Source organism: Halomonas stenophila, assembly GCF_014192275.1.
Classification (GTDB): Bacteria; Pseudomonadota; Gammaproteobacteria; order Pseudomonadales; family Halomonadaceae; genus Halomonas; species Halomonas stenophila.
On sequence record NZ_JACHXR010000003.1, the window covers coordinates 70,619 to 85,552 of the forward strand.

Consider the following 14,934-nt stretch of genomic DNA (forward strand, 5'->3'; position numbering starts at 1 on the left):
ACTCATCCGTTGCGCTTGACCCTGGACAGCGGGTGATCGTCCGGGTAGGTGGGAATCTGCGGCTTGGGCGTGCCCAGCATCACGCACATCAGGGCCTCTTCCTCGCTCTCGTTGAGCAGGCCGCGATAGACGCCCGGCGGGATGGAGACCACGTCGCGTTCCTCGAGCACCGTCTCGGTGTAGTGGTCGCCGTCCTTGAGGAACAGACGGATCGACCCCTTGAGGACGAAGAAGACTTCCTCGACGTCATCATGGACGTGCAGCGGGCCCTCGCACTTGGACGGCAGCACCATGGTCGAGAAGGTGAAGTGCTCGGCCGGGATGGTGTTGGTGTCGTTGGCCACGCCGGTGGCGCCGGTGCCGATGTAGCGCATCTGGGCGCGACGGTACTTGGGGTCGTAGTCGGCCTGGAACTTCAGGGCGTTCCAGTCATACTTGCGGCCCTTGAAGCGGGCGATGCGCGACTCGATCCAGTCCTCGAAGGACAGGTCGTCGGGCTTCTTCCAGGTAGCGAACGGTTCGGACATGGTGTCTCTCCTCGGGATCACGCTTGGCTGTCGGATGTGGGGAGGCCTCGTTGCGCGGTGCGCACGGCCGGGGCCGGATTCGGGACAAAGGCTCCCCTGGCCGGCGCCCCTCGAGGCGTCGGCATGGTGGTCCAGGTCTTGCGTATCGGGCCCCGTGGGGCGCGGATCAGGCGTCGGCCTTCTTCTGGCGTCGCGTCTCGGCGTCAATGCCGCCCTCGATGGCCCACTCGGTGAACGACTCCAGGGAGTGCTGCATCTCGCGCGGCTCCCAGGCCTCGGTCAGGTAGTCCTCGTTGGTGTAGTACTCGAAGGCGCCGCCCAGGGGGCTATTGACGTACCAGAAGTAGGCCGAGGAGATCGGGTGGCGCCCCGGCCCGATGAAGGTGCTCCACTGGCGACGGTTCATGGCCAGGCCGCCACCGATCACCTCGTGGATGTCGCGCACCGTGAAGGCCACGTGGTTGAGGCCCGCGCCGCGGTGCGGCAGCTTGAGCAGGAAGAGGTTGTGGTGGCCGCCGCGCGACTGCATGCGCAGGAAGACGGCCCGATCGATGTAGCGATCGGAAACCGAGAAGCCCAGCAGCTCGCGATAGAAGCGTTCGCTGGCCTCGAGATCGTCGACGAAGAACACCGCGTGACCGATGCTCGCCGGGGTGGCCCGCTCGTAGACGGGGCTCGGCCGGTCGACCCGCCGCATGTCGCCCCACTGGTTGATCGGCGTGACCTCCAGCTCGACGTCCTTGAGCCGGGAGGGCCGGATGCACACGGTCAGGCCGTTGGGGTCGCGGCACTCCAGGCGATCGCCGTGGTCGACGAAGCCGGGCTGGTCACGCAGGCGTTCGCGCAGCGGTTCCAGGGCCTCGGCGTCCGCCACGCCCCAGGTCATGCGGCGCAGGGTCGAGCCCTCCTCGAAGGCGGGGGGCAGCGCCGGGTCGTCGACGGGGCGCACCACCAGGCGAGCCCCGTTGAGCGTCTCGAAGGACGCGGCCCCGTCCTCGCCGTCGACCGGCGCCAGGCCGAAGTCCTCGACGAATTGCTTGCCGGCCTCGACGTCCTCGGCGCCGAACTCCAATGCTTCGATACCCACGATACTCATGTCGATCTCCTGCTGAATGTGACCTCGACCGTCGCTTTCGGGACGTCACGGACACAAGGGGTCCCCGCTCGCGAGGCGAAGGCCTCGCGACAGTCGTCTGGTTGCCGTGTCGGCTCGAGCCGGGCGCAGGCTGGTCGAACGCCCGGCGGAATGGATCAGGGCATGTTCATCTCATCTGGCGCTGCCCTCCGGCACTGCCCTGGTAGCCCAGCAGATTGGAGATGGTGCCGGCCGCCTCGGCGACCTCGAGCCGCAGGCGGTCGCGGTCGGCCTCCGGGATCTCGTGCACCGGCACCATGATGCTGACCACCCCCTCGACCTCGCCGTCGTGGTTGAACAGCGGATAGACGATCGAGGAGATGCCGAACTGGAAGTAAGACTCGCCGATCACGTAGCCCCGCTCGCGGTCCTCCTCCACCAGTTCCCACAGCGCCTCCCGATCGGCGGGGGCACCGGGCTCTGTGTCCGGCAGCGCCGGCTCCGGATAGAGCGCCTCGAATGCCTCGCGACTCAGGCCGGTCAGCAGCATCCGCCCCAGCGAGGTGCGATGCACCGGCAGGCGGGTGCCGACGCTGACCCGGCGGATGGTGGCGTTGGCGGCGCTGACCCGGGCCACGTAGATCACGTCGCGGCCGTCGCGGATGGCGATATGGCTCGAGCAGCCGGTCTTGTCGCGCAGCGACTCGATCACCGGCTGGCCGACCTGCACCACGTCCAGGGAGGCGACGTACTCGAAGCCGAGCCGCAGCACGTTGACCCCCAGCGAATACAGCCCGGTGGACGGATGGCGCCGGATGAACCCCATGTACTCCAGGGTCTGGATGGCGCGGTAGGCCGTGGCCTTGGGGATGTCGACGCGCTTGACGATCTCGGCGAAGCTCATCTCCCGATGGCTGCGGCTCAGCTCCATCAGGATGATCAGACCACGCTCCAGGCCCGGGATCAGGTACTTCCTTGCGTCCTTCTCGGTGTCGCTCATCGCGTCATCGCCTCTTGGTGTCGGGTCGGTTTCCGCGCCGGCTGGCGGGCTCCTCGCGGAGCCCTGGCGCCCTCGCACCTACGATACCGGATCGGGACCCGGGAGCCGATTGCGCCTCGGCTTCCCCGGCGGCTCGAGCCACCGGCAATTCAAATATTAAACTGTATTTCTTATTTGATACGAGTTGAAGATAGTCGCCGGGCCGCGGTTTGTCAAGGCCCGTTCATCGCGTTCGACAACGCCTTCAGTCCATTGATTTAAAAGGGGAAAAAGCCCCCTCTCGGGCCGCCCCGCGACCGGAGCGCCCATCGTCGACGGCATCGCGTCCTCAGGCCCGTGCGGTGGGCGATAGCCGCTTGTCGCGCAGCTCGGCCATGCGTCGCGCCAGCCCCTCCAGCAGCCTCGCCCGGGTGCCCAGGTGGGCCGGATCGGCCCACAGGTTGCGGGTCTCCTGGGGATCGTCGGCCAGGTGATAGAGCTCGCCACCCGCCTCGCCCTCGAACAGGCTGAGCCGCCAGTCCTCGGTGACCAGGGTGGTGATGCCGCTGTCGGCGTCGGCGTCGCGGAACACCTGGATGCCGGCGTCCTCGATCAGCACCGGCGGCGCCGGCCGACTCGCGTCGAACAGGTCGCGCCCCTGCATGCCGACGGGCGTCTTCAGGCCGGCCCGCTGCAACAGCGTCGGCGCCAGATCGATGGCACTGCCGAGCCGCGCCGAGACGCGTCCCTCCGGCTCGGGCGAACGCGGGTCGTGCCAGATCAGCGGCACGCGCACCACGCTCCGGAAGTGCAGGCCGAGCTTGAGCACGGTGCCGTAATCGCCCATGTAGTCGCCGTGGTCCGAGGTGAAGGCCACCACGGTGTCGTCGGCGAGCCCCCTGACCTCGAGTCGGGCCAGCACCTCGCCCACGGCGTCGTCGACCATCGAGATGCTGCCGTAGTTGAGGGCGATGATCTCGCGGAGCTGGCGTTCGGACAGGCTCAGCGGCCAGTGGCTGTCGGGCTCGTCGCGTCCCCAGCGATAGGCGGCCAGCGCCGAATCCGGCAGGCCGGGGATGGCCTCGACGGAGCGACCGGCGGTGGCCGGCAGCACCACCTCATCCGGGTCATACATCGACCAGTAGCGCCCGGGCGGCGTGAAGGGGTGATGCGGGTCGGGAAAGGACACCACCAGCACGAAGGGCGTGTCGTCGTCCTGCTCGTCGAGGAACGCGCAGGCCTGCTCGGCCACGTAGGCGGTCGGATAGGAAGCCTCCGGCAGCGCCGTGCGCCAGCACTGGGGCGCCGTCACGGTCTCGTCGGGCAGGGCGTTGGCCGGCCCGCGCAGCGCGTCCGGATCGGCGTGACGCTCGCGCAGCCAGGCGGTGTAGTGACCCTCGACCCGGTCGCCGTGGCCGATGCACAGCCGCACGTGATCGAAGCCGTAGTAGGGGGTGGACAGTTCCAGATCCGGCGTCTCGGCCCAGCGCCGGCGCACCTCCCAACGGTAGGCATCGCCGTCGCGCTGGCGGCGCAGGCTGTGCCCCAGCGCCGCGGGCAGCGGTTCGCCCTCGCCGCCCTGGCGCCGCTCCGGCGCCGGGATATCGGTGACATTCTGGAAGTGCGCCTTGCCGATATAGCCGGTGCGATAGCCGGCCCCGCGCAGTACGTCGGCGAAGGTTTCGCTATCCAGGTCCAGCGGGATGCCGTTCTGGCGCACGCCGTTGACCGACGGCTGCTGGCCGGTGACCAGGCAGGCGCGGTTGGGCTGGCAGATCGGGGTCGCCACGTGGAAGCGCGTGAAGCGCACCCCGGCGGCGGCCAGGCCGTCCAGGTGCGGCGTCCTCACGGTGGGGTCGCCGTAGCAGCCCAGGTGGTCGGCGCGCTGCTGGTCGGTGATAAAGACGATAAAGTTCGGGCGTCGCATCTCGGCCTCCTCGCTCAGGGTCGCCGGCTCAGTCGAACATCAGTCCGACCGGCCAGGTGACGATCTCGGGGAAGACGAAGACGATGGCGATGGCCAGGAAGTCGCAGACCAGGAAGGGTACCGCCGCCTTGTAGATGCTGCCCATGCCCGTGCCCTGGGGCGCCACGGCCTTCATCACGAACAGCGCGGCGCCCAGCGGCGGCGAGGTGGAGCCGGTCTCGATGGCGATCAGGAACAGCACCGCGAACCACAGCGGATCGAAGCCGAACTGCTCCACCACCGGCACGAAGATCGGCAGGGTGATCATCATGATCGGCAACGGCCCCATGAACATGCCCAGCACCACGATGGTCAGCACCATGGCCAGCACGATGGTCTTGTCGCCGAACGGCAGGCCGAGCACCGCGTCCATCAGGCCGAAGGTCGCCCCGGTGAAGGACAGCAGCTGGGTAAAGGCGATGGCCCCGGCGACGATCAGCAGCACCATCACCGAGATGGCGGCGCTCTCGAACATCGAGCTCTTGAAGATATCGAGGTTCAGGCGGCGCTTGAGCAGGGCCAGCAGTACCGTGGCCACGGCGCCGGAGGCCGCCGCCTCGGTGGGCGTGGCCAGGCCCAGGAAGATCACCCCGACCACGGCGAAGACGATGATCCCGATCGGCAGGATGTTGTGTGCCCCGGCCTCGAGCTTGACGCGCATCGGCGTTGGCGCGACGTCGAAGGATGGCGCCACCTCCGGCTGCAGGGTACAGCGACCGAGGATGTAGATGGTGTAGAGCACCGCCATCAACAGGCCCGGCAGGATGATGGCGATCAGCAGCCGCCCGATGGGCAGCTCGGCCACCACCCCCAGCACCACCGCCAGCGAGCTCGGCGGGATCATGATCGCCAGGCCGGCGGAGCCGAGGATCGGCCCCAGCGACATCGGCTTCTGGTAGCCGCGCTTCTCCATCTCCGGCACCAGGCTGGAGCCCAGCAGGGCGATGGAGCCCATGCTGTTGCCGGTCAGGGTGGAGAACAGCACCCCGCCGCCCACGGCCATGAAGGCCAGGCGACCGCGCAGCTTGCCGAACCACTTGTCCAGGGTATCCAGCAGATCGTTGGCGATGCCCGAGCGGAACATCACCTCGCCCATGATCATGAACATGGCGATGGGTACCAGGGTAAAGCTGGTCAGTGCGCCGGTGGTGTTGATCACCAGCTGTTCGACGCCCGACATGCCGCCCAGCAGCACATAGGCGCCGACCAGGTTGACGACCAGGAAGGCGAACGCCACCGGCATGCCGAGCATCATCAGCAGCAGGAGCGGTCCCATGAGCAGAAGCAGCGTCAGCCACCAGTCCATATCAGCCTCCAGGGGAGAGTGTTGTCCGTGCGTGAGCCCGGCGAGCTCAGCGCTTGAAACTGTCGAGGGTCTGCGCCACGAACTGGATCGCGAGCAGCAGCATGCCGAGCGGGAAGACCAGGGTGATCAGGTAGCTCGGCGGTCGCATCAGGGTGGTCTCGCGCATCCCGTACTCGAGCTGGTCGAGGGTCACCAGGCCGCCGACCCAGGCGCAGTAGCCGCAGGCCACCGCCGCCAGGGCGCTCATCAGGGCGACCAGCAGGCGGCGTGGCCACTCGGGCAGGGCGTCGGTCACCAGGTCGATGGCCACGTGGCGATGCTTCTCGAGCAGGTAGGGCGCGCCGAGGAAGGTCATGTAGAGCAGCGAGTATTCGCTGAGCTCGATGACCCACACCAGGGAGTGGTCGAAGATCAGTCGCGAGAGGATCTCCAGGAACACCAGCCCGGTGGCGACGACCAGCACCAGGCCGCTGAGCCAGGCCAGCCACAGGTTGAGCCGGCTGATGCCACGCATGAAGGTATTGGACGGCAGGCACTCGGCGGAAAGGGAGTCAGCCATAGCGAAGGCCCCGATAGGTGGTCAGGGCCCGGCGCCCGCGGAGGCGAACGCCGGGCACAGGAGGGATCACTCGACCAGCATGGCCTTGAGGTCGGCATGCAGCTCGGGATCCACGTCTTCGGAGAGATGGTTCCAGGCCGCCTCGATGGCGGTCGCGATGTACTCGTCGGCGGCCTCGCCGCTCAGCGCGACCTCCTGGAAGCCGGCCTCGTCCATCTGCCGGTAGCCGGTGGCGATGATCTCTTCCCAGCTGTCGTCGATCTCGGGGGCCAGCTCGTCGCGCAGGTAGGCCTGCACCCGGGCCTGCAGGTCCTCGGGCAGCTCGCTCCAGGCCTCCGGGTTGACCAGCACGTTGAAGCCGGCCCGGTAGTAGGGCGGCGTGATGTAGTAGTTGACCACGTCCTCGAACTGGTCGACCCAGCCCAGGTTGCTCTGGGCGAAGCCGTCGATGACGCCGCGCTCCATGGCGGTGTAGATCTCGCCCATGGGCAGCACCAGCGGCTCGGCGCCCAACGCCTCGACGAACGGCAGGATGGTCGGGAAGACGCGGATGCGCTTGCCCTCGAGGTCGTCGAGGCCGGTGACCTCCTCCTTGAAGAACAGGAAGAACTTCACCGGGCTGGCCGGGATCTCGCCGAGCAGGTGCAGCCCCCGTTCGGCGTGGACCTCGGTCATGCGCTCCAGGTAGTCGGTCTCGGCGATCTCCTCGTAGGTCTTGAAGGAGAGGTTGGAGGCGGTGGCCGAGGGCACCAGCCCGGAATAGTAGCTGGGGCTGGTCAGCGCCATGTCGATGGAACCGTTGCGCACGGCATCGGCCAGGCGGAAGGGCGGCATCACCTCGGGGCCACCGCGCCAGTTGATCTGCAGTTCGCCCTCGAACTCCTCGTTGATGGCCTCGACGAAGGCCTCGAAGCCGTGGGAGACCACCGCCGTCTTGGGCGTGAAAGAGACGGCGTTGAGGGTGATGGCCTCGGCCTGGGCGGCGCCGGCCGCGGCGGTCAGGGCCAGGCCCAGCAGGGACTTGGTCAGGAGTTGCTTGCTCATGTCGGGGATTTCCTCGGGTGTTGTTATTGAAGCGATCGGGGAGTCGGGGGGCCGGTGTCAGGTCAGTGCCACGCCCCAGGCATCGTAGCCGTAGACCCAGTCGGCATTGCCCTCGCCCTTGAGCCAGTCGTTGGCCCGGGAGCCGCGCTGCACCTTGGCGGTGCGCGCCCTGCGGGCCGCTTCGTAGCGTGCCAGCGCCGCGGAGAGGCCGTCGCGATCGACGCCTTCCAGGCAGCGCGACAGCACCACGGCGTCCTCGATGGCCATGCAGGCGCCCTGGGCCATGAAGGGCACCATGGGGTGGGCGGCGTCGCCGAGCAGGGTGGCATGCCCCACCGACCAGCGTTCCATGGGCTCACGCACGTAGAGCGCCGACTTGGTCACGCCGTCGCAGGCGGCCAGCAGGGCCCGTACGTCGGGATGGAAGTCCCGGTAGACCTCGCGCAGCTCCTCGACGTCGCCGGGCAGGGTCCAGGACTCCTCGCGCCAGTCGTCCTGGGGCGTGGTGGCGAAGACGAACACCTCCTCGCCGCGGGTCAGCGGGAAGACCACCACCTGCACGTCGGCGCTCGGGCCCCACCACTTGGTGAAGGCATCCAGGTTCTCGACCTCCGGCACCGCGCTGCGCGGCACCACCGCTCGATAGGACACCAGGCCGGTGAACTCGGGCTGGTCCTCGCCGAACAGCTCGCGACGCACCGCGGAATGGATGCCGTCGCCGCCCACCACCAGGTCGACGTCCGCGTGGCTGCCGTCGGCGAAATGGATGCGCATCGGCTCGCCCTGCTCGATGCGCTCGGCCTGCTTGCCCAGATGGATGGCCTCGTCGGGCAGGGCCTTCTCCAGGGCCTGGAGCAGATCGCCGCGGTGGATCGTCAGCTGCGGGGCGCCGTAGCGCTCTTCGGCGGCCTCGCTCATGGGCAGCCGCGAGGTCTCCTCGCCGCTGTCCCAGGTGCGGCTGATGCGATGGGTCGGGCGCGCCGCGGTCTCGCGCAGCACCTCGCCCACGCCCAGGCGATCCAGGGCGCGCACGGCGTTGGGGGTCAGGTTGACGTCGGCACCGATGCGCAGGAACTGCCTGGCGCGCTCGAAGACGATGGCCTCGTGGCCCCGTTGACGCAGCGCCAGCGCCGCACAGAGACCGCCGACACCCCCACCGCAGATACCAATCTTCAGGCTTGTCATGCTCTTCTTACCTTTGTTGCCATCCCAGACGGCGCGCCGCTCGACGTGCCATATTTGAAACTCTGTTTATTATTTGATGCTAGCAATGTAGGCCCGCCACCGGGCTTTGTCAAACGTCGCCCGGGGAATCATGCGAAGCCGAAGAAAGGCCCTCAATGAATCAACAAGATACGTGATCGAAGAGAGGCGCCGACCCGGTGCGAGCCGGCGCTGGCCGCTCAGTAGCGGCGGATCAGGGGAAGGAGCACGATGGCGCCCAGGAAGGCCATGGCCATCATGAACATCAGCCCGGCGGTCATGTCGCCGGTGGCGCCGATCAGCGCGCCGATCAGCACCGGCACCAGGGCGCCGGAGACGTTGCCCAGGCCGTTGAAGATGCCGCCGGCGGTGGCGCTGACATCGGAGGGGGTGGCCTTGGCCAGCAGCGCGAAGACATTGGGCGCGCCGACGCCCCACATGGCGGCACTGAACGACATGGCGGCGATCATCGCCCAGTTGGAGCCCTCGATGGACAGCACCAGCGCCAGCCCCAGGCCGGCCCCGAGCATGGCGATCGAGCACATCAGCGCGCGTCGGTCGAAGCGGTCGGAGGCCACGGCGCCGATCACCTCGCCCAGCAGCATGGCGATGAACGGCAGCGAGGAGAAGATCCCCGCCTGGTCGAGATCGATGCCCTTGTCCTGCACCAGATAGGTGGGCAGCCAGCTGTTGAGCCCCCAGAGATAGGCCAGGAAGGCGACGTTGAACAGGCACATCGCCCAGAACGACCAACGCTTCAGCAGCCGGCCGGTCGCGGCGCGGTGGGTGGCCAGCGGCACGTGCTGCCCGTCGCTGTGCTGCAGTGCCGGGGAGCGGGTGCTGACGTCGAGGCGCCGGAACACCAGGTAGACCAGCAGCATCACCGGCAGCGTCAGCAGGGCGATGGCGAAGAAGCTGGCCCGCCAGCCGAACTGGTCGATCACCCAGATGGTGAAGGGGAAGCCCAGGGTGGCGCCGATCGGCGTGCCGAGCAGCCACAGCATGGTCGCCCGGGCCTGCTCGCGCGGCGGGAAGAGCCGCTTGACGATGGTATAGGCCACCGCGAACATCGGCCCTTCGGCGATGCCCAGCAACACCCGCAGGCCCAGCATCAGGCCGAAATCGTCGACGAATCCCATCACCGCCATGATGCTGGCGGTGAGGATCAGCATGCCGTAGAGGCAGCTCCGGGGGCTGAAGATATCGCCGAGGAAGCCCAGGAACATCGACGAGGCCCCGTAGGAGAGCAGGAAGCCGGTCATCAGCAGGCCCAGGCGGGTCGACTCGCCCTCCAGGCCCAGGTCGGCCTGGAAGGCGGGGCTCGAGATCAGCACGGCGACGCTGATCTTGTCGAAGAACGACAGGATCACGCAGGCCAGCAGGGCCAGGGGCACCAGCCAGCGCCGCGCGCCACTCGATGCCCCGGCATCGGGCAAGGCCCCGGCCGTCAGGGCCGGGGCGGCGGTATCGGACATCGGTTCACCTTTATCGTTGTGTCGTGCGTCGTCGGGGGAGACCGATTCAGCGCAGCTGCATCAGGTTGTAGTCGGGGTCGCCCAGGGCCTCGGGGTCGAGCACCCGTTCGGCGGCCAGCCAGCGCTTGCCGAGCTTGATAGCCCGCGGCTGGTCGAAGGCCACCATCTGCACCAGGCGACTCTCGTCGTCGAGATAGAAGAACACCGGCCCCTGCGGGTCCGGGCGGACCACGCAATGGAGCTCGCCGCTCGGCACGCCGAGGATCTGGATGTTGACGCCGTGCTGGTCGGACCACAGCCAGGCCGGCTCGTCGTAGTGGGCCTCCTTGCCGAGCATGGCATCGGCCACCACCCGGGCCTGGTTCTGGGCATAGGCCCAGGACTGCAGGCAGAGCCCCAGATGGGGATGCTGGGCCACGTCGCCGGCGGCGAAGATCTTCGGGTCCGAGGTGTGCCCGGCGGCATCGATGACGATGCCCTGCTCGGTCCTGAGCCCGGCATCACGGGCCAGCTCCTGGTTGATCTCGACGCCGACGCCCACCACCACCAGGTCGTAGGGCTCGTGGGCCTCGCCATCGGCGGCGATCGCCACCCGGCTGTCGCCCTCCTCGCTCAGTTGGATGTCCTGGCGGTTCAGCGCCAGGCCCACGCCGTGGCGCTCGTGGAGCTCGCGGATGGCCTCGGCCACCTCCGGCCCCACGCTGCGCCCGCACAGCGCCGGGGCCCGCTCGAAGACGTCCACCTCGACGCCCAGCTTGCGGGCGCTGGAGGCGACCTCCAGGCCGATCCAGCCGCCGCCGATGATGCCGATGCGCCGGCTCGTCTCGAGCCGGGCCTTGAGCCGGGCGGCATCGTCCCAGGTGCGCAGGGTCATGACATTGCCGATCTCCGCCCAATTGGCCACCGGCATGCGGGGCCGGCTGCCGGTGGCGATCAGCAGGCGGTCGTAGGGCAGCCGCTCGCCGTCGTCGAGCACCACCTCGCCGGCCGCGCGATCGATCTCGACCGCGCGGCGCGGGCGCCGCCAGTCGATGTCCAGGGCCGCCAGGCTCTCCTCGGGAAACAGCCGCGGCAGCGGTTCGTCATCGGTGACCACGCCCTTGGAGAGCGGCGGTCGTTCGTAGAAGTCGTGGGGCTCGTCGGCGACCACCGTCAGCCGGCCCTCGAAGCCCTCGCCACGCAGCGCCTTGCAGGCATAGCCGCCGGCCTGGCCGCCGCCGATCACCACGATGCGCTGGATATCGCTTGCCATGTTCGCCACTCCTCAGTTGAAGACGAAGCCGCCATTGACCGGGATCACCTGACCGGTGACGAAGGTCGACCAGTCCGACAGCAGGTAGAGGATGGTGCCGTCCACGTCGTCGGGCTGCTGTTCGCGTTTCAGGGCTCGGCCCTGGGCATAGAAGTCGTAGCGCTCCTGGGGCACGTATTCGGTGGCCTCGCAGTGGGTCAGCCCCGGCGCCACGGCGTTGACGCCGATCCCGCGCTCGCCGAGCTCGCGGGCCATGGAGCGAGTCATGGCGATCACCGCCCCCTTGCTGGCGACATAGGCCATCAGTTTGGGGGCCCCCCACAGGGCGGTATCCGAGGCCAGGTTGACCACCCGGCCGCCGCCGGCGGCCTCGAGCAGCGGCACGGCGGCCCGGGTCATCAGCCACGGGCCGCGCACGTTGACCGTCATCACCCGATCCCAGAGGGCCATGTCGTAGTCCATCAGGGTCTCGCCGCCGACGCCGGTGGCGATGGCCGCGTTGTTGACCAGGCCGTCCAGGGCGCCGCCCTCGGCGACCTTGGCCAGGCCCGCCTCGATGGAGGCGGGGTCGGCCTGGTCGATGACCCGCGCCTCCACCTCGGCGCCACCGTCGCGCAGCGCCTGGGCGGTCCGTTCCAGCTCGGCCTCGAGGATGTCGCTGAGTACCAGCCGCGCGCCCTCGGCGGCGGCGGCCTCGGCGACGCTACGCCCCAGGCCGCGGGCGGCGCCGGTCACCAGGATGCGCTTGCCGGAAAGCATCTGCGCCATGTCAGGCCGCCTGCTGGCGCTCGGCCAGCTGCTTCTTGGCCATCTTCAGCATCACCCGGCGCAGCCGCGACAGGCCCACGTCGTGCTGGTAGAGGTTCTCGTGATGACGGGCGTCCGGCGCCAGGTTCTCGAGGATGATGCGGTCCTGCTCCAGGACGTCCCAGTGCAGCCGCTCGAGCTTGGTGCGGTAGAAGAAGCGCCACACCTGGCGCTGCCAGCCGTCGACCTTGCGCACCCGCCAGAAGAACACCCGGGTGTTGTCCCTGTCCTCGGGCACGGCCATGCCGACGATCCAGAAGGGACCGCCCGGGCCGAAGCGTTGCTGGTAGGGAATCGACAGGCGCAACCAGAGGGCGCCGGTGTTGCCGTATTCCACCCAGTCGAAGTTGACCCCGGTCTGGCCGGTCTTCTTGAAGATGAAGCCGCTTTCGGTGGGCTCGAGGGCCATCTCGGCCTGGCGGTCGCCCTCGGCCATGGAGTGCGAATCCGAGTGCAGGTAGGTGCCGTGCATGGGGTCCATGACATTGTCGACGGCGTACTGGTAGTTGCACTGCCAGGTGGCGGTGCACAGGAAGTGGCCGTAGCTCTCGGTGTCGGTGAGCTGCTCCGGCAGTTCCAGCTCGCTCGGTTCCTCGTCGGGGGTGGTGCCGAAGTAGACGAAGATCGCGCCGTGGGCCTCCTGGATGGGATAGCGGCGCACGCAGGGCTGGCCGACCAGCGGGCTGTTGCTGATCGCCGGCACGTCGCAGACCTCACCCTCGCCGTTGACCTCGACGCCGTGATACCAGCAGGCCAGGCGATCGCCCAGGTTCCAGCCCTTGGACAGGCGGGCGCCGCGGTGGGGGCAGCGGTCCTCGACGGCATGCAGGGTGCCGTCGAAGCCACGCCACAGCACCAGGTTCTCGCCCAGGCGGGTGATGCCGACGGGGTTGCTGCCGACCTCCCAGCTGGCGGCGACGGGATACCAGAGGGAACGCAGGCCGCAGTCCAGGTAGTCCTGAACGGCGCTGTCGACGGAGGATGCACTAGTCATGGCTCGACCTCGTTGTGGGTTGTGAGAAGACGTGAACGTCGGCAACCGGCGACTTACTGCCCCAGGACCGCCATCTCCTGGAGGAAGCTTTCCTGGGTCCAGGGCCGGCCATTGCGATCATGGCGATGACGGGCATTGAGGCCGTCGACCAGCGCGTCCAGCTCGGTCACGCCCTCGGCGAAGACCTCCTCGAGGGCCGCCACCAGCTCCAGCTCGAAGGGGCCCGGTGCGCTGGGACGGGTCTGCCAGACGGGGTTGGCGAAGCCGCCCGGCGCCTCGATGTGGCCCTGGCCGGGCTCGCTGGAGGGAATGATGCGCTGCCAGGTCTTCAGTTGGGGGTTGTAGTCCTGCTGGGCCATGGGTCAGCTCTCCTCACTGGTCTGGAGTTGTACTTCGTCATCGATGATCCGCACCGGATAGACGTGGAGATCGCGCTCGGCCGGCTCGCGCAGACACTTGCCGCTCTTGATGTCGAAGGTCGCCTCGTGCAGCGGGCACTCCACCTGGCCATCCTCGACGAAGCCCTGTGACAGCAGCGCATAGGCGTGGGGACAGACGTCCTCGAGGGCGTAGTACTCGCCATCGAGCACGTAGACGCCGATCTCCTTGCCATCGATCTTCGCGGAATAGGGAAAGTCTTCCTGCACCTGGTCGGTCTTGCAGACGGGGGTCCAACTCATGACGTGTTCCTCATCGATCGGGGAGTGATGGGTCATCCCTGGTCGGCTCAAATAAGAAACCATATTTATTATTTGATCCAATGCGCCCCAGTATAGGCGGGCCACTCATCCTGTCAATACTATATAGTATTTGACGGGCAGCCCGATACACCCGGGCCCGCCCACCTGAGCATCGGCCCGAGAGACGAAACGGTCCCGTGACGCGAGGGGGTTACATGGCTAGCGCAGCTGGGTGCGCAGGGAGAGGCGGTAGTCGTTGGCGGGGATGTGCATGATCTGCCAGGCGACGGTGATGTCATCGGCCAGGCGATAGAGGGTCTCGAGGCGCAACCCCAGGGGCGGTGTCTCGGCCAGGTCGGGCAGCATGACCCGGGCCGCGGCCTTGGGCAGGCGCACCAGGCGCACCCGGTTCTCGGCGTGGCTGACCGTCAGCCGCCCCCGGGCCTCGAGCAGGGGCAGCACGCTCTCGTGCTCCAGGGCCTCAGCCGGCATCTCGAGCAGGGAGCCGGCCATGTCGCCGCGCAGGTAGATCTCGGTATGGCAGTCGAAGGCCCCGTCGATGCGGTCCTGCCGCACCAGGCGCACGTGGCCGCTCGGGCCGTCGCCCAGCAGCTCGCTCCAGGCCCCCTGGCGGGTGAGCCGCTCACGCTTGAGTAGCCGGATGAAGACCATGCGGACCCGCGTTCCATCGGGACGCAGGAAGCCGAAGGCCGGGGTGGTGATCTCGCGTCGATGGTCGCCGCCGGCGACGAAGGTGCCCAGGCGACGCTGACGATAGAGCTCACCACTTTCCACCAGGTCGCGCAGGGCCTTCTGCACGGTCCCCAGGCTCAGCGGCAGGGCGGCGGCCAGTTCCTGCTCGGTGGGCAGCCGCGTCCCTTCCGGTAGCCATCCCTCGACGATCAGCTCGATGATGGCATCACGCATGCACAGATACTTGGGTGACCTGGGGGACTGCTCGAGGTGTCGGGAGATGCGATCGACCAGCAGGGACAGCACGGCAATGCCTTGTAGGGGACATGAAGGCGGGAATTCTAGCAGGCTTGGCCGGGGGCCATAAGCTCGAG

At 68.2% G+C, this 14,934-nt stretch carries 15 protein-coding genes; all 15 read right to left on the reverse strand.

Annotated elements, in window-relative coordinates:
* Positions 1-2: 2 nt before the first annotated feature.
* The 15 genes from FHR97_RS06850 to FHR97_RS06920 all read right to left on the reverse strand — a co-directional run bounded on the left by FHR97_RS06850 (position 3) and on the right by FHR97_RS06920 (position 14,866).
* Complete coding sequence (locus tag FHR97_RS06850) at positions 3-527, reverse strand: cupin domain-containing protein (RefSeq protein ID WP_183383028.1); 525 nt, start codon at positions 525-527, stop codon at positions 3-5.
* 166 nt (positions 528-693) lie between these two features.
* Entirely contained in the window at positions 694-1,623 is a 930-nt protein-coding gene (locus FHR97_RS06855; protein ID WP_183383029.1) for a VOC family protein, read from the reverse strand.
* Positions 1,624-1,789: 166 nt separating this feature from the next.
* Positions 1,790-2,602, reverse strand: coding sequence for an IclR family transcriptional regulator (locus FHR97_RS06860; protein WP_183383030.1), 813 nt, complete (start codon positions 2,600-2,602; stop codon positions 1,790-1,792).
* Positions 2,603-2,930: 328 nt separating this feature from the next.
* Positions 2,931-4,508 carry a sulfatase family protein gene (locus FHR97_RS06865; RefSeq protein WP_183383031.1) on the reverse strand — a complete coding sequence of 526 codons (1,578 nt, stop codon included), beginning with the start codon at positions 4,506-4,508 and terminating at the stop codon, positions 2,931-2,933.
* Positions 4,509-4,536: 28 nt separating this feature from the next.
* Positions 4,537-5,853, reverse strand: a complete 1,317-nt coding sequence (locus tag FHR97_RS06870; protein WP_183383032.1) for a TRAP transporter large permease — start codon at positions 5,851-5,853, stop codon at positions 4,537-4,539.
* 46 nt (positions 5,854-5,899) lie between these two features.
* Positions 5,900-6,412: a TRAP transporter small permease gene (locus tag FHR97_RS06875; RefSeq protein ID WP_183383033.1), complete on the reverse strand. Its 513-nt coding sequence runs from the start codon at positions 6,410-6,412 to the stop codon at positions 5,900-5,902.
* Positions 6,413-6,478: 66 nt separating this feature from the next.
* Positions 6,479-7,456 carry a TRAP transporter substrate-binding protein DctP gene (gene dctP / locus FHR97_RS06880; protein ID WP_183383034.1) on the reverse strand — a complete coding sequence of 326 codons (978 nt, stop codon included), beginning with the start codon at positions 7,454-7,456 and terminating at the stop codon, positions 6,479-6,481.
* Positions 7,457-7,513: 57 nt separating this feature from the next.
* Complete coding sequence (locus FHR97_RS06885; RefSeq protein WP_183383035.1) at positions 7,514-8,641, reverse strand: FAD-dependent monooxygenase; 1,128 nt, start codon at positions 8,639-8,641, stop codon at positions 7,514-7,516.
* 218 nt (positions 8,642-8,859) lie between these two features.
* On the reverse strand, positions 8,860-10,134 hold the full coding sequence (locus FHR97_RS06890; RefSeq protein ID WP_183383036.1) for an MFS transporter: 1,275 nt from the start codon (positions 10,132-10,134) through the stop codon (positions 8,860-8,862).
* Positions 10,135-10,180: 46 nt separating this feature from the next.
* The gene (locus tag FHR97_RS06895; protein WP_183383037.1) at positions 10,181-11,386 is read right to left on the reverse strand and encodes an NAD(P)/FAD-dependent oxidoreductase; all 1,206 of its coding nucleotides are present in this window, start codon (positions 11,384-11,386) and stop codon (positions 10,181-10,183) included.
* Between the two features lie 12 nt (positions 11,387-11,398).
* Positions 11,399-12,154, reverse strand: coding sequence for an SDR family oxidoreductase (locus FHR97_RS06900; RefSeq protein WP_183383038.1), 756 nt, complete (start codon positions 12,152-12,154; stop codon positions 11,399-11,401).
* 1 nt (position 12,155) lies between these two features.
* Positions 12,156-13,187, reverse strand: coding sequence for an aromatic ring-hydroxylating oxygenase subunit alpha (locus FHR97_RS06905; protein WP_183383039.1), 1,032 nt, complete (start codon positions 13,185-13,187; stop codon positions 12,156-12,158).
* 53 nt (positions 13,188-13,240) lie between these two features.
* Complete coding sequence (locus FHR97_RS06910) at positions 13,241-13,546, reverse strand: recombinase-like helix-turn-helix domain-containing protein (RefSeq protein WP_183383040.1); 306 nt, start codon at positions 13,544-13,546, stop codon at positions 13,241-13,243.
* 3 nt (positions 13,547-13,549) lie between these two features.
* Positions 13,550-13,867, reverse strand: coding sequence for a nitrite reductase small subunit NirD (gene nirD, locus FHR97_RS06915; RefSeq protein WP_183383041.1), 318 nt, complete (start codon positions 13,865-13,867; stop codon positions 13,550-13,552).
* A 219-nt stretch (positions 13,868-14,086) separates the two neighbouring features.
* Complete coding sequence (locus FHR97_RS06920) at positions 14,087-14,866, reverse strand: GntR family transcriptional regulator (RefSeq protein ID WP_343065564.1); 780 nt, start codon at positions 14,864-14,866, stop codon at positions 14,087-14,089.
* Positions 14,867-14,934: the final 68 nt, after the last annotated feature.